This is a genomic window from Streptomyces sp. NPDC048521, assembly GCF_043199855.1.
Classification (GTDB): Bacteria; Actinomycetota; Actinomycetes; order Streptomycetales; family Streptomycetaceae; genus Streptomyces.
In genome coordinates this window covers 85,576-106,708 of sequence record NZ_JBICWR010000003.1, presented here as the reverse complement: position 1 = coordinate 106,708, position 21,133 = coordinate 85,576, and the positions used below count along the sequence as shown (strand labels likewise).

At 72.5% G+C, this 21,133-nt stretch carries 14 protein-coding genes and 1 pseudogene; 7 read left to right on the top strand and 8 right to left on the bottom strand.

What is annotated here, in order from left to right; all coding sequences use genetic code 11:
- Window positions 1-64 precede the first annotated feature (64 nt).
- The 3 genes from ACGFRF_RS08015 to ACGFRF_RS08005 form a co-directional block, all read right to left on the bottom strand.
- Window positions 65-2,119, bottom strand: coding sequence for a M4 family metallopeptidase (locus ACGFRF_RS08015; protein WP_393737775.1), 2,055 nt, complete (start codon window positions 2,117-2,119; stop codon window positions 65-67).
- 379 nt (window positions 2,120-2,498) lie between these two features.
- Complete coding sequence (locus ACGFRF_RS08010; RefSeq protein WP_393737774.1) at window positions 2,499-4,271, bottom strand: ABC transporter ATP-binding protein; 1,773 nt, start codon at window positions 4,269-4,271, stop codon at window positions 2,499-2,501.
- Window positions 4,268-6,085 (bottom strand): ABC transporter transmembrane domain-containing protein, encoded by a 1,818-nt coding sequence (locus ACGFRF_RS08005; RefSeq protein WP_393737773.1) that lies wholly within the window; start codon window positions 6,083-6,085, stop codon window positions 4,268-4,270. Before ACGFRF_RS08005 ends, ACGFRF_RS08010 begins: the two co-directional genes overlap by 4 nt.
- 224 nt (window positions 6,086-6,309) lie before the next feature.
- Between ACGFRF_RS08005 and ACGFRF_RS08000 the strand changes: the two genes are divergently transcribed.
- From ACGFRF_RS08000 to ACGFRF_RS07990, 3 genes are all read left to right on the top strand, one after another.
- Complete coding sequence (locus ACGFRF_RS08000) at window positions 6,310-8,148, top strand: ABC transporter ATP-binding protein (RefSeq protein ID WP_393737772.1); 1,839 nt, start codon at window positions 6,310-6,312, stop codon at window positions 8,146-8,148.
- On the top strand, window positions 8,145-10,004 hold the full coding sequence (locus ACGFRF_RS07995; RefSeq protein ID WP_393737771.1) for an ABC transporter ATP-binding protein: 1,860 nt from the start codon (window positions 8,145-8,147) through the stop codon (window positions 10,002-10,004). Before ACGFRF_RS08000 ends, ACGFRF_RS07995 begins: the two co-directional genes overlap by 4 nt.
- Before the next feature lie 78 nt (window positions 10,005-10,082).
- Window positions 10,083-10,940, top strand: coding sequence for an alpha/beta fold hydrolase (locus ACGFRF_RS07990; protein ID WP_393737770.1), 858 nt, complete (start codon window positions 10,083-10,085; stop codon window positions 10,938-10,940).
- Window positions 10,941-10,969: 29 nt separating this feature from the next.
- On the opposite strand, the gene ACGFRF_RS07985 is transcribed toward ACGFRF_RS07990, so the two are convergent.
- The 5 genes and pseudogenes from ACGFRF_RS07985 to glgX form a co-directional block, all read right to left on the bottom strand.
- Window positions 10,970-12,208, bottom strand: coding sequence for a hypothetical protein (locus tag ACGFRF_RS07985; protein ID WP_393737769.1), 1,239 nt, complete (start codon window positions 12,206-12,208; stop codon window positions 10,970-10,972).
- Between the two features lie 29 nt (window positions 12,209-12,237).
- Window positions 12,238-12,960 (bottom strand): annotated as a pseudogene (locus ACGFRF_RS07980) (dolichyl-phosphate beta-glucosyltransferase); the annotation flags it as partial.
- 127 nt (window positions 12,961-13,087) lie between these two features.
- Window positions 13,088-13,669, bottom strand: a complete 582-nt coding sequence (locus ACGFRF_RS07975) for a hypothetical protein (protein ID WP_393737768.1) — start codon at window positions 13,667-13,669, stop codon at window positions 13,088-13,090.
- 11 nt (window positions 13,670-13,680) lie between these two features.
- Window positions 13,681-14,187, bottom strand: coding sequence for a SigE family RNA polymerase sigma factor (locus tag ACGFRF_RS07970; RefSeq protein WP_393737767.1), 507 nt, complete (start codon window positions 14,185-14,187; stop codon window positions 13,681-13,683).
- 215 nt (window positions 14,188-14,402) lie between these two features.
- Window positions 14,403-16,646 carry a glycogen debranching protein GlgX gene (gene glgX, locus ACGFRF_RS07965; RefSeq protein WP_393737766.1) on the bottom strand — a complete coding sequence of 748 codons (2,244 nt, stop codon included), beginning with the start codon at window positions 16,644-16,646 and terminating at the stop codon, window positions 14,403-14,405.
- Window positions 16,647-16,924: 278 nt separating this feature from the next.
- Here glgX and ACGFRF_RS07960 point away from each other — a divergent pair, with 278 nt between their 5' ends.
- The 4 genes from ACGFRF_RS07960 to ACGFRF_RS07945 all read left to right on the top strand — a co-directional run bounded on the left by ACGFRF_RS07960 (window position 16,925) and on the right by ACGFRF_RS07945 (window position 21,133).
- Window positions 16,925-18,091: an Ig-like domain-containing protein gene (locus tag ACGFRF_RS07960; RefSeq protein ID WP_393738286.1), complete on the top strand. Its 1,167-nt coding sequence runs from the start codon at window positions 16,925-16,927 to the stop codon at window positions 18,089-18,091.
- 156 nt (window positions 18,092-18,247) lie between these two features.
- Window positions 18,248-19,483 (top strand): Ig-like domain-containing protein, encoded by a 1,236-nt coding sequence (locus tag ACGFRF_RS07955; protein WP_393737765.1) that lies wholly within the window; start codon window positions 18,248-18,250, stop codon window positions 19,481-19,483.
- Between the two features lie 79 nt (window positions 19,484-19,562).
- Complete coding sequence (locus ACGFRF_RS07950; RefSeq protein ID WP_393737764.1) at window positions 19,563-20,330, top strand: enoyl-CoA hydratase/isomerase family protein; 768 nt, start codon at window positions 19,563-19,565, stop codon at window positions 20,328-20,330.
- Window positions 20,331-20,629: 299 nt separating this feature from the next.
- A complete protein-coding gene (locus ACGFRF_RS07945) occupies window positions 20,630-21,133 on the top strand; it encodes an ATP-binding protein (protein ID WP_393737763.1) in 504 nt (167 codons plus the stop codon).

The following is a 21,133-nucleotide window of genomic DNA, read 5'->3' as shown; positions in this document are numbered from 1 at the left end:
GCGGGCCGTCCGAGGGTGCCCGACCCTCGGACGGCTTTGTGTTCCCGGGCCTGTGGCGTGCGGTTTACGGGAACGTCAGCTTCCAGCCGTTGATCGTCCCGGTGTCGTACGTGGCCTGATCCTGCACCTTCAATTTCCAGGTGCCGTTGGCCGATTCGGCGGAGGCGTTGACCGTGTACGTCTCGTTCACGTTGTCCGCCGAGTCGGAGGAGCTGAAGTTCTTCAGGCGGTACGACGTACCCGACGGACCGACGAGATCGATCACCAGGTCACCCCGCCAGGTGTGCGAGATGTCGACGCTCACCTGGAGGTTGCCGGGCGCGTTCCCGGTCCTGCCGGAGACGGTGATGCTCGAGGTGACGGCCGCACCGTTGTCCGGGACGGACACCGGCGAGGTGCTCTCGTACGACGTGCCGCCGCCCCCGCCGCCACCGGAGCGCGAACCGACCGCCACGGCCGCCCAGGCGTCCTGCACCGCCTTGTACTCGGCGCTGGTGGTGCCGTACAGCTCGCCGGCCGCCGCGAGGGTGCCGGTGCGGGCGCCCGCGTAGTTGGTGGTGGACGTCCACTTGGTGGTCAGCGCCCGGTACCAGATCTGCAGCGCCTTGTCCCGGCCGATGCCGGTGACCGGAAGGCCGTCCGCGGTCGGCGAGTTGTAGCTGACGCCGTTGACGACCTTGGCGCCGCTGCCCTCGCTGAGCAGGTAGAAGAAGTGGTTCGCGGGGCCCGACGAGTAGTGCACGTCCACCCCGCCGATGCCCGAGTACCAGTTGTCCTTGGACGCGCCGTCCTTGCTGGGCTTGTCCATGTAGCGCAGCGGGGTGCCGTCGCCGTTGATGTCGATCTTCTCGCCGATGAGGTAGTCACCGATGTCGGAGGAGTTGCCCGCGTAGAACTCCACGCCGGTGCCCATGATGTCGCTGGTCGCCTCGTTCAGGCCGCCGGACTCACCGCTGTAGTTCAGGTTCGCGGTGTTGGAGGTGACACCGTGGCTCATCTCGTGTCCCGCGACGTCGATCGCGGTCAGCGGCTTGGCGTTGCCGGAACCGTCGCCGTAGGTCATGCAGAAGCAGCTGTCGTCCCAGAAGGCGTTCACGTACGCGTTGCCGTAGTGGACGCGGGAGTAGGCGCCGACGCCGTTGTTCTTGATGCCGCTGCGGCCGAAGGTGCTCTTGTAGAAGTCCCAGGTGGCCGCGGCACCGTAGTGGGCGTCCGCGCCGGCGGTGGCGGCGTTGGAGTTGGTGCCGTTGCCCCAGGTGTCGGAGGACTGCGAGAACAGGGTGCCGGTGCCCGAGGAGCCGTGGTTCAGGTTGTACGTCTTGTGGTTCCCGCGCGCCCCGTCGTTGAGCGTGTACGTCGACCCCGACTGGGTCGTGGTCAGTGTGACCTGCCCGCTGTACTGGGTGTTGCCGATGCCGTTCTTGACGCCCTGGAACTCGTGGAGCTTCTTGCCGGTGGCGGCGTCGGTGATGACGTGCAGCTGGTTCGGGGTGCCGTCGTCCTGCAGGCCGCCGACCACCGTCTCGTACGCCAGCACGGGCTCGCCGCTCGCCGCCCAGACCACCTTGCGCACGGAGTCGGCCGCCGACTCGGTGCCGCCGAGGGCCTCGGCGCGCTGCACGGCCTGCTTCTCGGCCGCGGCCCTCGACACGGCAGGGGTGAGCGAGGCGACCTTCAGCGTGGCGCCGGTGGCCCGGACGACGTCCATGGTCTTGCCCGACCTGTCCGTACCCACGACCAGGTCACCGCCGAGCACCGGCAGTCCGCCGTACGTCCGCTCGTAGCGGGTGTGGAGTGTGCCGTCGGCGTCCTTGACGACGTCCTTGACGACCAGCTGCTCCTTGCCGCCGAGGCCGATCGACCTGGCGGTGGCCGCCTTCGTGGCGTCGGCGTGGCGGATCAGCTCGGCGCGCTGCGAGGGGGTGAGCTTGAGCGCCACGTGGGCCGGGTCGGCCTTGCCGGCCTGCGGCTGCGCCGGTGCGGCGGTGGCCGCGCCCGCCTGGACGGCGGCGGCGATCAGGGCGGCGACGCCGGCGAGGGCGACGGTGGCGGTGCGGCGGTGCGAGGTGGTGCGCCGCGGTGTGTGGGAGGTGCGTCCGCGAGAGGAATTGCTTCTCAACACTGACTCCTTCTGCATGACCGCGGGTTGCGCGGCCAGGGGAGACCGGACGGTGGGTTGGGGCGTCCGGGCAGAACAGGGCGTTGCGCGGAACCACGTGCAGGTGCGGAGCCGGCTCACCCGACGCGTGCAGAAGCTGTGGGGTTGCTGTGAGTCGGCCAGGGAAGAGTGGCAGGGGATCAGCGCACCTGTCAGGACCGCGTCACAAACTTGGCCGGAATTGCTCCGTTGACCGGATGTTCATGTTCGGTATGCGGACTGGTGGCCCGAAGGTCCGCCCCGGCTACCGCACCACCCAGCCGGTGGTCCCCCCAGGGGCGCGGGGAACCGCGCGACCGGCCCCCACCCGCCCGCACGCGGCGGATAGGGGCCCCCGAGTTCAACGGCGTCGCTCCGCCGCGGCGTCCCCGTGCCACGTCCGCCACAGTGCCGCGTACGCGCCGTCGGCCGCCACCAGGTCCTCGTGCGTGCCCAGTTCGGTGAGGCGGCCGTCCTCCATGACCGCCACCCGGTCCGCGTCGTGGGCGGTGTGGAGGCGGTGGGCGATGGCGATGACCGTGCGCCCCTGGAGAACCGCGGCCAGCGCGCGTTCGGTGTGACGGGCCGTCGTGGGATCCAGCAGAGCCGTCGCCTCGTCGAGGATCAGGGTGTGCGGATCCGCCAGCACCACGCGGGCCAGTGCCAGCTGCTGGGCCTGGGAGCCGTCCGGGTGCCGGCCGGCCGTGCCGAGCGGGGTGCCGAGGCCGTCCGGTAGCGCGCGGACCCAGTCGTCGGCGCCCACCGCCGTGAGCGCCGCCCACAGGTCGGCGTCCGTGGCGGCCGGTTCGGCGATCAGCAGGTTGTCGCGGACCGTGCCGAGGAAGACATGGTGTTCCTGGGTGACCAGCACCACCTGGCGGCGCAGCAGCTCCGGCTCCAGTTCGGCGACCGGCACCCCGCCCACCGTCACCGTGCCGGACCCGGGCCGGTCGATGCCCGCGAGGAGCCGGCTGAGGGTCGTCTTGCCGGCGCCTGAGGGGCCCACCACCGCCAGCCGTTCCCCCGGCCGTACCGTCAGGTCCACCCCGCGCAGCACCTCGCCGCCACGCTCGTAGGAGTAGCGGACCCCGCGCACATCGATCCGGTCGTCCGCCGGTACCGGGGACCCGCCCGCGCCGTCCCCGCGCGGCGCCCGCGCCAGCCCCTCCACGCGCGCGAACGACGCGCCGCTGCTCTGCAGTTGCTCCACCCGCATCAGGATCTGGTCCAGCGGCTCGGTGAACTGCCGCAGGTACAGCGCCGCGGCGACCACCGCGCCCACCCCGAGCGTGCCCCGCGCGTACAGCCACCCGCCGATCAGCAGCACGCCCACCACGGGCACCGTGTACGTCACCTCGACCGCCGGGAAGAACACCGTCCGCAGGAACAGGGTGTGCAAGCGGGTCCGGCGGGACGTCTCCAGCGCGTCCCGGCTCGCCGCGATCCGGCGCCGCCGGAGCCGGAACGCCTCGACGGTCCGGGCCCCGGCCGCCGTCGACGCGACGATCTCCGCGACCTGGGAGGTGGCCGCGCCCTCGGCGAGATAGCCGTCCCTGGCCCGCCGCATGTACCAGCGCAGCGCCAGCCAGATCGGGGTCAGCCCGAGCAGCCCGAACGCGCCGAGCAGCGGGTCCAGCGCGAACACCGCGCCGAGCACGAACAGCGCCTGCACGCTGTTGACCAGCAGATCCGGGCCGACGTCCCGCAGCGTGGTGCCGACGGTCGCCACGTCCGCCGTGCCGCGCGCCGTCAGATCGCCGGTGCCGGCCCGCTCCACCACGGACGCGGGCAGCGCCAGCACCCGCTCGACGTACTCCTCGCGCACCCGGGCCAGCGTCCGCTCCCCGAACCGGTGGCCCACGTACCGCGCCCAGCGGGCCAGCAGCAGCTGCGCCACCGAGCACAGCAGGATCCACAGGGCCAGCCGGTCCACCGTGCCGACCCCGTGCCCGGCCCGCACCTCGTCGATGATCCGCCCGACCAGCCACGGCCCGACCAGCCCGGCGCCCGCCGCCAGCGCGTTCAGCAGCAGCGCGGCGGCGAACGCGCGCCCGTCGGCCCGCACCAGCCGCAGCGCGGCCCGCCGCACCTGAGCCCGATCGGCGACCGGCAACAGCCCCTCGCCCGTCGTCACCGCACGACCTCCTCGGCACCCGTCGCCTTACCGGGCCCGGCGTCCGTCACCGCCGCGGCCTCCGTGTTCTCCGTGCCGTCCGTGCCGCTCGTGTCCTCGGGGCTCTCCGGGTCCTCCGGGTTCCCGACGTCCCGCGCCACCAGCGCCCGGTAGCCCGGCTCCCGGTCCAGCAGCCACCGGTGCGGGCCGCTCGCCGCCACCTTGCCGTCGACCAGGAACACCACTGTGTCCGCACGGTCCAGCACCAGCGGCGAGGTGGACGTCACCACCGTCGTACGGCCCTCGCGCGCCTGCCGGAGGCGTCCGGCGACCGTCGCCTCCGTGTGCGCGTCCAGCGCGGAGGTCGGCTCCACGGCGAGCAGCACCTCGGGGTCCGCCTGCAGCGCCCGCACCAGCCGCAGCCGCTGCCGCTGCCCGCCGGACAGGCTGCGGCCCTGTCCGGCCACCAGCGAGTCCGGGCCGTCCGGCAGTCCGCGTACGACGTCCTCCGCGGCGGCCGCGTACAGCGCCCGGCCGAGCGCCGCGTCGTCGACCGGGCGCTCGGCGGCCACGACCTCCCGCAGCGGCCCCGCGAACAGATCCGCCTCGTTGTCCGCGACCAGGATGCGTCCGCGTACGGCGTCCAGCGGGACCGCGTCGAGCCGTACCCCGCCCCAGTCGGCGTCGGTCGGCCCGTACCGGCCGAGCCGGTCGACCACGGCGGCGGCGTCCGCGGGCCGGGCGGCGGCCAGCGCGGTCAGCCGGCCCGGCACCACCCGCACCCCGGACGCCGGATCGTGCAGCTCGGCCGGTCCGCCGGGCGGCGGCAACGTGCCCGTGTCCGGCTCGGGATCCAGCCGCAGCAGCCCGACGACCCGGCGCGCGGCCACCACACCCCGGTTCAGGTCGTAGGCCATCTGAACGAAGAACGCCACCGGTCCGATCAGCACCGCCACATAGCCGTACACCGACACCAACTCGCCGACGCTGATCCTGTCCTGGGCCGCGAGGCGCGCCGCGAGCCAGGTCACCACGGCCAGGAACAGGGTGGGCAGGCCCACGCCGAGCGCCTGCACCCAGCTGGCCACCGCACCCACCCGGTAGCCCTGCGTCCGCAGCCGCTGCGAGTCCTGCCGGAAGGCGTCCGCGAACAGCCCCTTCCCGCCGAGGCCGTTGAGGACGCGCAGCCCGCCCGCGAGGTCGCCGATGCGCGCGGCGAGGATCCCCTGCCGCTCCCGGTACTCGCTCTCCGCGCCCTGCAGACGCAGCGTCAGCGGCCCGGTGAGCAGCGCGATCACCGGCACCCCGAGCAGCACCACCGCGGCGAGCGGCGCCGAGACGGCCAGCAGCAGCCCGGCCACCACCACGTACACCACGACCGAGCCGACACCCGGCCCGACCACGGTCAGCGCCTGGGCGAGGGTCTGCACGTCGCCGACCCCGATCGTCACCACCTCACCGGCCCCGGCCCGGCGCGGCAGCGCGGCCCCGAGGCGCACCACATGCCCCACGACCACCTTCACCGTGCGGAAGTTGGCGTCCATCCGGACCCGGGTCATCATCCGGTGCCGCATGATGCTCAGCCAGGCGTTCACCGACCCGACCACGAACATCACCGCGGTCCACCCGGCCAGCACCCCCAGCCGCCCCGGCACCAGACCGTCGTCCACGGCCCGCGCCAGCATGTACGGCTGCGCGGCCAGCAGCACCATCCACGTACTGCCCAGCAGCGCCCCGGCCGCCGACCGGCCCGGCTGGCACCGCACCAGCCACCACAGATAGCGCCAGCCGCCTCGGGTGTCGGGCCTGCCCGGGTCCTCGTAGGCGTCGATCATCCATCCCCCCGATCCGCTCCGCTTCGCCCGGAGCGCGTCCTGACAGGAAACGTCGAACCTATCCAGGGTGGGGATGGTTGCTCCACGAAATAAAGGGGCCGGTCGGCGCCACGGCGACCGCCTTGTCCGACCCCTCGGACACCGAAGTCGTAGGACCATCGACGGACCGGGGCCGGGCCGAAACTCGGTGGGCGTTGTCGGTGCCGGTCCGTAGGCTCGCCATGATGCCCACGACACGTGCAACCACCGAGGAACGCTCCGCCGTCCGCACCCTGCTGCGGCTGTGGCCGTACGTCCGCCCCGTACGCGCCCGGCTGTTCACCGCCGCGTTCGTCGCGGTCGTCGCGTCCTGCACCGGTCTGGTGATCCCGCTCGTCCTGAAGTGGATGGTCGACGGCCCGGTCGCCGGCCGGGACCCCGCCGGCGTCTGGCTCGGCGCGCTGTACCTGCTGCTGCTCGGCATCGCCGAGGCGGTCCTGTTCGGCATAAGACGCTGGCTCGTGGCCCGGCCGCTGTCGCACGTCGAGGCGGAGATGCGGGCGGACCTGTACCGCCGTCTGCAGCGGCTGCCCGTGGCCTTCCACGACCGCTGGGCGTCCGGCCAGTTGCTCTCCCGGGGCACGACCGACCTGATGCTGCTGCGCATGTTCCTCGCCTTTCCGCTGACGTTCCTGCTCGTCAACGGGGTGACCATCCTCGTCGGCGTGGTGATCATGCTGCTGCAGGACTGGGTGCTGGGCCTGGTCATCCTCGGGCCCGCCATCCCCGTGATGTGGACCTGCGTGGTCTTCGAACGGCGGTACGCCCAGGTGGCGCGGCGCGCACAGGACCAGGTCGGTGACCTGACGACGCTCGTCGAGGAGAGCGTGCTCGGCATCCGCATCATCAAGGGTTTCGGTCGCCACCGCAGCCAGGCGCGGGCGTTCCGCCGGTTGTCGGGCACCCTGCGCGGCACTGAGCTGCGCAAGGCGCGGCTGCTGGCCACCATCTGGGGTGTCATCGTGACGCTGCCCGAGGTGGCGATCGGGGCGGCGCTGGCGCTGGGGGCGGTGCGGGTGGCCGACGGTGACCTGTCGGCGGGCACGCTGGTCGCCTTCCTGAGCACGGCGCTCGCACTGCGGTGGCCGGTGGACTCGATCGGCTTCCTGCTGGCGATGAGCCAGGAGGCGGCGACGGCGACCGAGCGGTACTTCGAGGTGATGGACGAGGAGCCGGAGGACTCGGCCGCGGACGGCCGGGCCGCCGGGGCGGAACCCGTGCCGGGGGAAGCGACCCCCCGCAGGCGCGGGCAGGCGACCCCCCGCCCGGCCGGCACCGACACCGGACTGCGGTTCGAGAGCGTCCGGTTCCGCTACCCCGACGCACCCCCCGGCTCCCCGCCCCTCCTCGCCCACATCGATCTGCACATCCGCCCCGGCGAGTCCATGGCCCTCGTCGGGGCCACCGGCAGCGGCAAGACGACGCTCACCGCGCTCGTCCCGCGCCTGCACGAGGTCACCTCCGGCCGCATCACCCTCAACGGCGTCGACATCACGGCGATGCCCCGCGAGGAACTGCGCGCGAAGGTCGCCGTGGCCTTCGAGGAACCCACCCTCTTCTCCACGAGCGTCGGCGAGAACGTCCTCATGGGAGCCGCGGACGGCGCCGGGAAGGGTGACCTCGACCGGGCCCTCGCCGTGGCGCAGGCCGACTTCGCGCACGCGCTCCCGCAGGGCACCGACACCCGCGTCGGCGAGCAGGGCCTCAGCCTCTCCGGCGGCCAGCGGCAGCGCCTCGCCCTGGCCCGCGCGGTGGTCGGCCGGCCGCAGTTCCTGGTGCTGGACGACCCGCTGTCCGCCCTGGACGTGCACACCGAGGCCGCCGTCGAGGCGGCGCTGCGGCAGGTCCTCGCCGACACCACCGCCCTGATCGTGGCCCACCGCCCGTCCACGGTGCTGCTCGCCGACCGGGTCGCCCTGCTGTCCGGCGGCCGGATCGCCGCCGTCGGCACCCACCATGAGCTGCTGCGCAGCAACGCCGAGTACGCCCAGCTGATGTCCGGGGAACAGGAGGACTCCCGTTGACCACCACGACCGCCTCCACCCCCGCCGCCGCCCAGGACGACGAACACGCCGGCCCGCGGGAGCCGGGCGACCCCTTCGACCGGGACGTCCTGCCCACCCCGCCCGGTGCCACCTGGACGCTGCTGCGCTCGCTGCTCGCGCCCATGAAGGGCCGCGCCGCACTCACCACGGTGCTGCTCCTGCTGCAACAGGCGGCGGTGCAGGCGGGCCCGCTGCTGGTGGCGTACGCCATCGACCGGGCCGTACCGGCGTTCAGGGACCACCGGCACGGCCCGCTGATCGCGGTCGCCGCCGGCTACCTGCTGTGCGCCCTCGCCTCCGGTGCGCTGCAGTTCGCGTTCATCGAGACCTCCGCCCGGGTCAGCCAGGACGTGCTGCTGGACCTGCGCGGCCGGATCTTCCGGCACGCGCAGGCGCTGAGCGTCGACTTCCACGAGCGGTACACCTCGGGCCGGCTGATCTCCCGGTCCACCACGGACGTCGAATCGCTGCGGGAACTCCTCAACGACGGGCTCCAGGAACTGGTGACCGTCGTACTGTCCTTCGTCTACATCTCGGCGATGCTGCTCTGGCTCGACCCCGGGCTCGGCGCGGTCGCGGTGGCCTCCTTCGTGCCGCTGTACCTGCTGATCCGGATCTACCAGCGGCGCGCGGGGCGGGTGTACCGGGAGCGGTCCACGGCGATCGCCGCGGTCATCGTGAAGTTCGTGGAGACGATGAACGGCATCCGCCCGGTGCGCGCCTTCCGCCGGGAGCCCGCGAACGAGGCCGAGTTCGCCGTCCTCAACCAGCGGCACGAGCGGACGAACGGCAACGCGCTGCTGGAGATGGCCCGCTATGTGGTCGGGTCCCGGCTGGTCGCCAACACGGCGGTCGCCGGGATCGTGCTGTGGGGCGCCCACCGGGTGGCGTCCGACTCGCTGGAGCTGGGCGTGCTGGCGGCGGCGGTGCTGTACCTGCGCCGGCTGTACGACCCGATCGACCGGCTCGGCATGTTCCTGAACTCCTACCAGTCGGCGGCCGCCTCCCTGGAGAAGATCGCCGGGCTGCTGGCGCAGACCCCGTCCGTGCCCGAGCCGACGGCACCCCGTGAACTCCCGCCGCGGAAGAGCGAGTACCCCGGCCGCGAGGTGGTCTTCGACGGCGTCCGCTTCGCCTACCGCACGGGCGGCGAGGTCCTGCCCCGCTTCGACCTGACCCTGCCGGCCGGGCAGACCGTCGCCGTCGTCGGCACCACCGGCGCGGGCAAGTCGACCCTGGCCAAGCTCCTCGCCCGGTTCTACGACCCCTCCGAGGGACGCGTGCTGCTGGACGGGGTGGACCTGCGCGAGCTGCCCGTGCCCGAACTGCGGCGCGGTGTCGTGATGGTGACGCAGGAGGCGTTCCTGTTCTCCGGCACGGTCGCTGACAACATCGCCCTCGGCCGGCCCGACGCCGACCGGGAGGAGATCGAACGGGCCGCGAAGGCGATCGGCGCGCACGAGTTCATCAGCGCGCTGCCCGACGGCTACGACACCGACGTCCGCAAGCGCGGCGGCCGCATCTCGGCCGGGCAGCGCCAACTGGTCGCCTTCGCCCGGGCGCTGCTCGCCGACCCGGCGGTGCTGATCCTGGACGAGGCGACCAGTTCCCTGGACATCCCGGGCGAGCGGGCGGTGCAGCGGGCGATGTCGACGGTGCTGCGGGGCCGTACGGCGGTGGTGATCGCGCACCGGTTGTCGACCGTGGAGATCGCGGACCGCGTGCTGGTGATGGAGCACGGCCGGATCGTCGAGGACGGGCACCCGGACGAACTCGTCGCCGGCACGGGACGGTTCGCCGATCTGCACCGGGCGTGGCGGGACAGCCTGGCCTGACGTCTCGGCGTTCACCGTGACAAGCACGCTGAGGAAACCCGGTTGCACGCGCCTGAACGCCGCTGACAGGGTCTCGCCATGCCTATCCTCTCGGCGTACGACGGGACCGAACTCGCCTACCACGTGCTCGGAGACGGCCCTCCGGTGGTGTGTCTGCCCGGCGGCCCGGCGGATTCCGCCTACCTCGCGGACCTCGGCGGGCTCTCCGCGCACCGGCAGGTGATCAGGCTGGATCTCCGGGGCACCGGCCGGTCCGCGACACCGCAGGACACCGCCTCCTACCGCTGCGACCGGCTGGTCGATGACGTCGAGGCCCTGCGTGAACACCTTGGTCTGGACCGGATGGACCTGATCGCGCACTGCGCCGGCGCGAATCTGGCCGCGCTCTATGTGAGCCGCCATGCGGACAACGTCGGCAAGCTCGCGCTGATCACGCCGAGCGTCCGGGCCGTCGGCCTCACGATCACAGGTGCCCTCCGGCTTGAGACGGCGCGGCTCCGCCGGGACGAGCCGTGGTTCCCGGAGGCGTTCGCGGCCTTGGCGGCGATCGTGGCGGGCAAGGCCACCGCCGACAGCTGGAAGGCCGTCGCACCGTTCTCCTACGGCCGCTGGGACGAGGCGGCCCAGGCCCATCAGGCCACCCAGGACGAGCGGACGAACCCGGAGATCGTCGCTGCCTTCGGTGCCGAAGGCGCCTTCGCCCCGGACACCACCCGCACCGCGCTCGCCCGGTTCACACGACCCGTCCTCCTCCTGGCCGGCGAGGTCGACCTGGGGGCCCCTCCGGGCACCATGGCCGAGTTCGCCGACCTCTTCCCGGACGCCGAGCTCGTCGTCCAGCCCGGCGCAGGACACTACCCGTGGCTCGACGACGCCGACCGGTTCGTGGCGACCATCGCGGCGTTCCTGGGATCCGCGCCCGCCCCGTCGTCATAGCCCCGGCCGTTGCCGGCCGGCGGGCGGGATCACGGCACCCCCAGCTCGAAGAGCGCGTACCCGGCGTACGAGCCGGAGGCCAGGGCGGCGATGCCGAGGAGCGTGCACTGCAGGGGCAGACTCAGCCGGCGCATCGCGAAGGCCAGCGGCAGGAACAGCGGGAAGCAGGGCAGCAGGTAACGCGAGATGTTGGCGACGATCTGCTGGCTGCCGAGGACCAGGGCGAGCGTCAGCACGGTGTGTACGACCAGCGCTGCCGGCGGGCGCAGCCGCAGCAGCAGGGGCAGCAGCGCGAACGCGAGCAGGATGACACCGACCGAGATGACGTCCGCGAAGGGGTAGGCGAACAGGTAGTCGAAGTGCCCCACCGGCACGGAGGTCAGCACGTCAGCGGTCTGCTTGCCGTAGTCGAAGCTGTGCGCCCAGGCACCCGACTGCAGCTTGAAGTAGCCGCCCAGGTCGCCCATGCGGTTGCCGACCCACAGCAGATAGCCGAGCAGCCCGAGCGGGGCCACGGCGAGGGCGAGGAGGGGGCGCAGGGCGCCGTCCTCGCGGCGGCGCAGGGCGAGCAGCGCGGCGACGGCGAGCGCGGCGATCAGCGCGGCGGCCGTGGGCCGGTTGAGGCCGGCGGTGAAGGTGAGGACCCCGGCGGTGAGCCAGCGGCGGGTCATGATGGCGTAGCAGGCCCAGGCGGCGAGGGCGACGTACAGCGAGTCGGAGTAGACCGCCCACTCCACGCCCGAGCCCGGCCACACCGCCCACAGCCCGGCCGCGGCGAACCCGGCCCGCCGGCCGCCGAGCCGCTCGGCGATGGCGTAGATGCCGAGGGCGGCGGCGAAGGAGGCGACGATCGAGACCACCAGCCCCGCGCCGTACGGGCCGAGCCCGGTGAGCAGGGAGGTCAGCCGCATCAGGGCCGGGTAGAGCGGGAAGAACGCCGCCGAGTTGCCCTCCAGCGTGATCAGGCCGGTGGCGCCCGGGACCGGGACCAGCTTGGGGTCGTAGCCGTGCAGGGCGATCTGCTGGTACCACCAGCCGTCCCAGGTGGCCAGCACGTCCCAGGCGTGCGCTCCGCCGCCGAACCGCGGGTGCTTGGTGCGGTAGTCCCCGGCGGACGACAGCAGGTACATGAAGGAGCAGAAGCCGGCCAGCTTGAGCGCGCCGTACAGGGCGAGCACGGGTCCGTGCCGGCGGACGGCGGCCCGCAGGCGCGCACCGAACTCGGGACGGGGGGCCGGTGCCTGTACGCGGGGCAGGGTGGCGGTCACGAGCGCACCGCTCCGGTACGCGGTCGGCGGCGGGCCAGGTCGCGGCGCATCCGGACGATCCCGCGCAGGTCGGCCAGTGCGGTGGCGAGGATGTCCACGCTGCTGTCGGGGTCGTCGACCCAGTCCACCGGGACCTCGTGGATCCTCAGGCCCGCCCGCTCGGCGAGCACCAGCAGTTCGGTGTCGAAGAACCACTCCCCGTCCCGCACCAGTGGCAGCAGCCGCTCGGCGACCTCGCGGCGCACCGCCTTGAACCCGCACTGCGCATCGGAGAAGCCGACGGCGAGGGTGCAGCGCAGCAGCACGTTGTAACAGCGGGATATGACCTCCCGCTTGGCCCCGCGCACCACCCGCGCGCCGGGGGCGAGCCGGCTGCCGATGGCCAGGTCGGAATGGCCGGATATCAGCGGGGCCACCAGCGGCAGCAGCGCGGCGAGCCCGGTGGACAGGTCCACGTCGAGGTACGCCAGCACGGGCGAGCGTGAGCCCGACCAGGCCGCCCGCAGGGCCCGGCCGCGGCCCTTCTCGGGCAGCCGGAGCGAGGTCACCTCGGGCAGTTCGGCGGCGAGCCGGGCGGCGATCTGCGGGGTGCGGTCGGTGCTCGCGTTGTCGGCGACGGTGATCCGGAACGGGTAGGGGAAGGTGTCCCGCAGATGCGCGTGCAGCCGCCGGACGTTCGGCTCCAGGTCCTTCTCCTCGTTGAACACCGGCACGGCCACGTCCAGGACGGGCTCGTCGTGGTGCGTCGGCAGGGGCGCGCGCCGGGGCACGGGGGCCACGGCCGGTGGTCGGCCCGGTCGGATGTCTGTCACGGAAGTCCCTGATGGTTGTCGGTTGTCGGGCATGCCGAGGGCACGCGAGGACGAGGAGGGTGACGTGCTAGCCGCTCGGGCTGACCGTCGACGAGGGGCCGTCCGACGGCACGGCCGGGGTGGTGCTCTCCGGTGCCGTGGCCGGCGGTGTGGTGCCGGTGCCCCGGGCGGTGGCCGTCGCCGACGGTGATGTGTGGCCGGCGGTGGGCGAACCCCCCTCCGTGCCGGGCGGGTCGGAGGTCGACGGGGTCCCGCCCGGACTCGGGAGGTCCGGCGTCGCGGGTGCGCTCGGCGACTGCGAGGGGGAGGACGACGTGGTCGGGACGGGCGTCGGGCTCGTCGCGGGCCGGGGATGCGGCGCGCTGGGCCGGTCGTCGGTGTGGCCGTGCGGACACAGGAACAGCCCCAGGCCCAGCCCGGCCACCGCCAGCGCCGAACCGGCGGCCCGGCGCGCGGCCCGCATCCGGCGGCGCGCCCGCACCCCCGCCCGCAGCCGGTCCCGGTGCCGGGCGTCGAAGGACGCCTGCTCCCGGGTGGTGTGCATCAGCCGGGTGAGCTGCCGCTCGAAGTGGTCCCGGTGCTCCGGGTGCTCCGTCCGATCGCCGTGCTCCGTGCGATCCACGTGGTTCGCGTGCTCCATGCGGTCCATGGGTCCCTCCCTCACCCCACCGGCTCGATGACGTCGGCCAGGAGCCGGCGCAGCCGGGCCACCCCGCGCGCGGCATGGGACCGGGCCGTACCGATCGGACAGCCCAGGGTCTCCGCGACCTGACGGTCGGACAGGTCCTGGTAGTAGCGCAGGACCACGGCGGCCCGCTGCCGCGGCGTCAGCTGCGCGAGCGCCGCCTCCAGCCGGGAACGCTCGGCCACGGTCGCCGACACATCGCCGGCCGCCGCCACCTCGGGCAGCTCCTCCACGGGCCGCTCGCCCCACCAGCGCCGCCGGGCCGAGCGGGCCGCGGCCCGCGCCAGCACCTTGCGCACGTACGCCTCCGGAGCCTCGTCGACGACCTTCGGCCAGACGAACCACAGCTTGACCAAGGACTCCTGCAACAGGTCCTCGGCCCGGTGCCGATCCCCTCCGGTGAGCAGACGGGCCAGATGGAACAACACCGACCAGCGGGCCGCCACGAACGCGTCGTACTCACCGGCCCGAGCCTGCTCCATCCTCACGGTCCCCGTTCTCGCCGGCTGTCTACACCAGGAGAAAGGCCTTGGACCCCCTCCCGCGCTGCACTCGGCGAACGTGATCCGTGTCACGCACAGCCGTCACACAGGCTCCGGGGAGTGTCTCGCACAGCCGTCCGGGCAGGCTCGGGCGACCCTCGGCGGCACCGTCCGCACAGCCTCGGGCGACCCTCGGCGGCACCGATGGGGCGAGCTCAGGCGACCTTCAGCAGCAGTACCGACCGGGCCGGCACCGTGATCTGCGTGCCCGCCCGGTGGACCGTGCCCGGCGCCTCGGCCTGCTCCTCCCGGGAGGTGTCCACGACCACCTCGTACCGCTCGGCCCACGGCGGTCCGGGCAGGAGGAAGTCCGTCGGCCGGTCGCCGGCGTGCAGCACCGCGAGGAAGCTGTCGTCCACGATCGGCGCCCCCCGCTCGTCCCGGCCCGGGATGTCCCGCCCGGAGAGGTACATGCCGAGCGTGGCCGCGGGCGCGTACCAGTCGCCCTCGGTCATCTCCGCGCCCCGCGAGGTGAACCAGGCCAGATCGCGCAGCCCGTCCGCCGAGTGGGCGCGGCCGGAGAAGAAGGCCCGCCGGCGCAGCACGGGATGCCGGTGGCGCAGCGCGATCAGCCGGGAGGTCAGATCGAACAGCGCCCGCCAGCCGGGCTCCTCGAGCAGCGACCAGTCCAGCCAGCTGATCTCGTTGTCCTGGCAGTAGGCGTTGTTGTTGCCGCGCTGGGTGCGGCCCAGTTCGTCACCGGCGACCAGCATGGGCACGCCCGTGGAGAGCAGCAGGGTGGTGAGGAGGTTCCTGAGCTGCCTGCGCCGCAGCGTGAGGACGCGCTCGTCGTCGCTCTCGCCCTCCGCCCCGCAGTTCCAGGAGCGGTTGTCGTCGGTGCCGTCCCGGTTGTTCTCGCCGTTGGCCTCGTTGTGCTTGCGCTCGTACGACACCAGGTCGCGCAGGGTGAAACCGTCGTGGGCGGTGACGAAGTTGACCGAGGCGTAGGGGCGCCGGCCGCCCCAGGCGTACAGGTCGCTGGAGCCGGAGAGGCGGTAGCCCATCTCGCGCACGTCCGGCAGGGCGTGCCGCCAGAAGTCCCGGACCGCGTTGCGATAGCGGTCGTTCCACTCCGTCCACAGCGGTGGGAAGGCGCCGACCTGGTAGCCGCCCGAACCGATGTCCCAGGGCTCGGCGATCAGCTTCACCCGGCGCAGCACGGGGTCCTGGGCGATGACCGCCAGGAAGGGGGAGAGCATGTCGACGTCGTGCATCGAGCGGGCCAGCGCCGCCGCGAGGTCGAAGCGGAAGCCGTCGACGCCCATCTCCGTCACCCAGTAGCGCAGCGAGTCGGTGATCAGACGCAGCACCTGGGGCTGGACGACGTGCAGGGTGTTGCCGCAGCCGGTGTAGTCGGCGTAGCGGCGGGCGTCGTCCTGGAGCCGGTAGTAGCCGCGGTTGTCGATGCCCTTCAGGGACAGGGTCGGCCCCAGCTCGCCGGCCTCCGCGGTGTGGTTGTAGACCACGTCGAGGACGACCTCGATGCCGGCCGCGTGCAGTGCCCGCACCATCCGCTTGAACTCGCCGACCTGCTGGCCCGTCGTACCGGAGGCCGCGTAGGCGGCGTGCGGGGCGAAGTAGCCGATGGAGTTGTAACCCCAGTAGTTCTTCAGGCCCCGGCGCAGCAGGTGGTCCTCGTGCGCGAACTGGTGTACGGGAAGCAGCTCGACGGCCGTGACGCCGAGGCGCACCAGGTGCTCGATCGCGGCCGGGTGCGCCAGCCCGGCGTAGGTGCCGCGCAGTTCCTCGGGGATGCCGGGGTGCAGCTTGGTGAAGCCGCGCACGTGCAGCTCGTAGATCACCGAGTCCGCCCACGGAGTCTTGGGGCGCCGGTCGTCCGACCAGTCGTCGTCGTCGTGGACGACGACACCCTTCGGCACGTGCGGCGCCGAGTCCCGCTCGTCGCGCACGGTGTCCGCGACCTGCTGCTCCGGCCAGTCCCTCATGTGCCCGTACACCTCCGGCGGAAGCCGGAACTCGCCGTCCACCGCCCGGGCGTACGGGTCCAGCAGCAGCTTGGCCGGGTTCCAGCGGGCGCCGGTCCACGGGTCCCAGCGGCCGTCCACCCGGTAGCCGTACCGCTGCCCGGGCATCACGCCGGGCACGAAACCGTGCCAGATCTCGTGCGTCAGTTCGGTCAGCGGAACCTGCGTCTCCCGGCCGCGCTCGTCGAACAGGCACACCCGGACCGCCTCCGCCCCGGCCGCCCACAGCGCGAAGTTGGTGCCCGCGACCCCGTCCGGGCCGACCCGGAACCGGGCCCCCAGCGGCGTCGGCGCACCCGGCCACACCGCAGGGCCGGGCGGTACCGCCCGCCGGGCGCCGTTCACCGCCGCCGGTTGCCCGCTCGCGGCGGCCGGCTCCCCGGCCGGTGCCCGTTGCTCGGCTGCGCTCGTCACTCGTCGGCCCCTCTTTCAGTGGCTCGCCCCGCGGCGGCGCAGCAGGCCGCGCCCGAGAGCCGAGCGCGCCTGTCGGCGGACCCGGCCCTCGGCACGGCTGCGCCCCGACGGATCCGACGCGGGCGCGGCGGCTCCCCAACGTGTCGTCCTTCCCTCTGTTCTGCCCAGCGCGCGCGTCGCACTCACGTTTCCCCGGAGCGGGCCCGGTCGTTGAGACCCGCGTGAGCCACGTACAAGGACGCGCACGGCGCGCGTGGGCCGCACTGGCGGCCGTAGTGATGGGGGCAGGGCTGCTGGCCGGCTGCTCCCTGGACGGATCCGGACCGCTGGGCATGGGCGGCGCGCTCGGCAAACCTCCGGTACCCGAGGACGTCATCCGCGTCACCCCCGACGACGGCAGCAAGGCGGTACGCCCCGGCGACCGGCTGCGGGTACGGGTGCCCGGCGGGCGCCTGGAGAAGGTGACCGTCGTCAGGTCGCAGGACGCGCAGGACTCCCCGGTCGCCGGGCGCATCAGCGACGACGGCCTGACCTGGCGGCCCGACGAGGACCGGCTGGCGCTCGCCGCCAAGTACACCGTCGACGTGGTCGCGCTGGACGCCCAGGGCCGCCGCTGCGCCCGGCACACCACCTTCACCACCTACGTCCCCGACGAGCGCTTCATCGGCTACGTCACCCCCGAGAACCGCGCCACCGTGGGCACGGGGATGATCGTCTCCCTCTCCTTCAGCCGGGAGATCGACAACCGCGCCGCCGTCGAACGCGCGATCCACGTCAGCGCGCGGCCGCCCGTGGAGATCCGCCCGCACTGGTTCGGCAAGGGCCGCCTGGACTTCCGTCCCGAGCGCTACTGGAAGCCCGGCACCGAGGTCACCGTCGACCTGGACCTGCGGGACGTCGAAGGCGCGCGCGGGATCTACGGGTTGCAGGACAAGACGTTCTCCTTCACTGTCGGCCGCAGCCAGGTCTCCCTGGTCGACGCGGCCGAGCACACCATGGACGTACGGCGCGACGGACAGCTCCTCGCCACCGTCCCCATCACGGCGGGCGCCCCCAAGCACCCGACGTACAACGGGAAGATGGTGGTGATGGACATGCTGGAGGTCACCCGCATGAACAGCCGCACCGTCGGCTTCGGCGGCGAGTACGACATCCCCGACGTGCCGCACGCCATGAAACTCACCGACTCCGGCACCTTCCTGCACGGCAACTACTGGGCCCCTGACGCCCCCGGCCAGGTCAACGTCAGCCACGGCTGCGTGGGTCTGAGGGACGTCAAGGGCGGTGGTTCGGACACTCCGGCGGGCTGGTTCTTCGACCGCAGCCTCATCGGTGACGTCGTCGAGGTCGTGCACAGTCAGGACAAAACGGTCGCGCCTGACAACGGCCTCGGAGGGTGGAACATGACCTGGAAGGAGTGGAAAGCGGGCAGTGCGGTGAAGTAACCAGGTAAGGGGCCGGGTTGGGGGTGACGGTGCCTGGCGGAAGTTGCGACGGAACGGTGACATTCGCCTGACACCTTGCTCAAAACCCGGCAGTTAATATGCGCGCACCAGTGTGGTGGGGAGCGGGCCTGATCAGGCCCGGCGAGGGGAGACAACTTGAACGTGCGGCCTATATCGGGGGCGTCGGCGGGGGGCCGGGGGCGAGGCCGTAAGGGGCTGGTGCTGATATCCGGCGCCCTGCTGATGGCCGTCACCGCGTGCGGCGGGGGTGACGACTCCGGGTCCGGCGCCGGCGGCGGCAAGGGCAAGGACGGAACGCAGCAGGGCAAGCAGTCGACGGCCGCTGTCAGCATCTCGCCCGAGTCCGGCGCCAAGGGCGTCGGGACCAACGGTGCCCTGAAGGTGAACGTCGCCCGGGGCAAGCTGACCGAGGTCACCGTCAAGGACGCCAAGGGCGCGAAGATCGACGGCGCGATAACCGGCGGCGGCGCCTCCTGGGCGCCGTCGACCCACCTGGCCGCCGGCACCACGTACACGGTGCACGCGGTCGCCAAGGACTCCGAGGGCCGCGAGGCCGCCGAGGACTCCTCGTTCACCACGCTGACCCCGAAGAACACCTTCGTCGGCTACTTCACCCCCGAGGACGGCTCCACCGTCGGCGTGGGCATGCCGTTCTCCGTCCACTTCACCCGGGGCATCACGCACCCCGAGGACGTCGAGAAGGCCATCAGGATCAAGACCGAGCCGGCCGTCGACGTCGAGGGCCACTGGTTCGGCAACGACCGCCTGGACTTCCGGCCCGAGAAGTACTGGAAGGAAGGCACGAAGGTCACCGTCGACCTCAACCTGGACGGCGTCGAGGGCCGCGACGGCGTCTACGGCAAGCAGCACAAGACCGTGAAGTTCACCATCGGCCGCAACCAGGTCTCCATCGTGGACGCCAAGAAGCACACGATGAAGGTCACCCAGGACGGCAAGGTCATCAAGACCATCCCGGTCACCACCGGCAAGCCCGGCTACGACACCTGGAACGGCCAGATGGTCATGCGCGAGAAGCTCACGGTGACCCGCATGAACGGCGAGACCGTGGGCTACGGCGGCGAGTACGACATCAAGGACGTCCCGCACGCCATCCGCCTGACCGACTCCGGCACCTTCATCCACGGCAACTACTGGGGCGGCGACGCCTTCGGCAACTACAACGCCAGCCACGGCTGCATCGGCCTCCGTGACGTGCGCGGTGGCTACGACAAGAACGTGCCGGCGGCCTGGTTCTTCAACCACTCGATGAGCGGCGACGTGGTCGTCGTCAAGAACTCCCACGACCGGACCGTGGCCCCGGACAACGGCCTCAACGGCTGGAACATGTCCTGGGCCGACTGGAAGAAGTGAGCCCCACCGACGTACGGGCCCGGTGCTGTGAGGAACGGCACCGGGCCCGTTGCCGTTAATGCCCGTTAACCTGCTCTGCATGACCGTCACTCTCGAAGTCGCCGAAGGCGTCGGAACCCTGCGCCTGGACCGTCCGCCGATGAACGCGCTGGACATCGCCACCCAGGACCGGCTGAAGGAGCTTGCCGAGGAGGCCACGCGCCGTGACGACGTGCGCGCCGTGGTGATCTACGGAGGCGAGCGGGTGTTCGCGGCGGGCGCGGACATCAAGGAGATGCAGAACATGGACCACACCGGGATGGTCCTGCGTGCCCGCGCCCTGCAGGACTCCTTCACCGCCGTGGCCCGTATCCCCAAGCCGGTGGTCGCCGCGATCACCGGCTACGCGCTCGGCGGCGGCTGCGAACTGGCGCTGTGCGCCGATTACCGCATCGCCGCCGACAACGCCAAGCTCGGCCAGCCCGAGATCCTGCTCGGCCTGATCCCGGGCGCCGGCGGCACCCAGCGGCTGCCCCGGCTGATCGGTCCCTCCAAGGCCAAGGACCTGATCTTCACGGGCCGTCAGGTCAAGGCCGACGAGGCCCTCGCCATCGGCCTGGTCGACCGGGTCGTCCCGGCCGCCGTGGTGTACGAGCAGGCGCACGCCTGGGCCGCGAAGCTCGCCCAGGGCCCGGCGATCGCGCTGCGCGCGGCGAAGGAGGCCGTCGACACCGGTCTGGAGACCGACATCGACACCGGGCTCGCCGTCGAACGGAACTGGTTCGCAGGTCTGTTCGCGACCGAGGACCGCGAGCGGGGCATGCGCAGCTTCGTGGAGGAGGGGCCGGGCAAGGCCAAGTTCCTCTGAGGGCCAGCGGTGTGAACTTTCCCGTAACTCTGCCGAGCAGACTTGCAATTGACGCGTCGTCTCATCCGCGTCCCTCGATGGGGCGGTTCGTGGGAGCCTTGAGGCAACCTTGAGCCCGCCTTGTCGAGGGAGCGTGGTGCTTGCCCGGAAGTGAGCCGTCGCCGCAGGTCAGCCGGGCCGTACCGGACACCGGTATGCCTTGGGCATATGCCGATCGAGGGGAGTGTGTCGGGGGCGTACCGGGGGCGTATTCCTCCGGAACGGCCCCCAAGACGGCTCCGGGCCGCCATCATGGGGGCATGGCGGGGCTGGAGGGCATCGAACAGCCGCGGGGACACAGCCGTGCGGCCGCGGCACGCTGGTCGCCCGCGGTCGAGGACGAACAGGCGCTCAAGGCGCTCGAACTGTTCGGCAACCCGGCCGAGGCGGATGTGCCGCTGCCGTCCCGCCCGGAGTCCGCGGCCACCGCGCGCCGGCTCGCCCAGGTCGTCGTCCTGCGCACCTGGCGGCTGAGCCCCAAGCTCACCGAAGACGCCGTCTTACTCGTGTCGGAACTCGTCGGCAACGCCGTACGGCACACCGGTGCCCGGGTCTTCGGCCTCCGGATGCGCCGCCGTCCCGGCTGGATCCGCGTGGAGGTCCGCGACCCCTCCCGCGGGCTGCCCTGTCTGATGCCGGTCCAGGAGATGGACGTCAGCGGCCGCGGACTGTTCCTGGTGGACAAGCTCTCCGACCGGTGGGGCGTGGATCTGCTCCCGCGCGGCAAGACGACGTGGTTCGAGATGCGGGTCGCCGACCGCTGA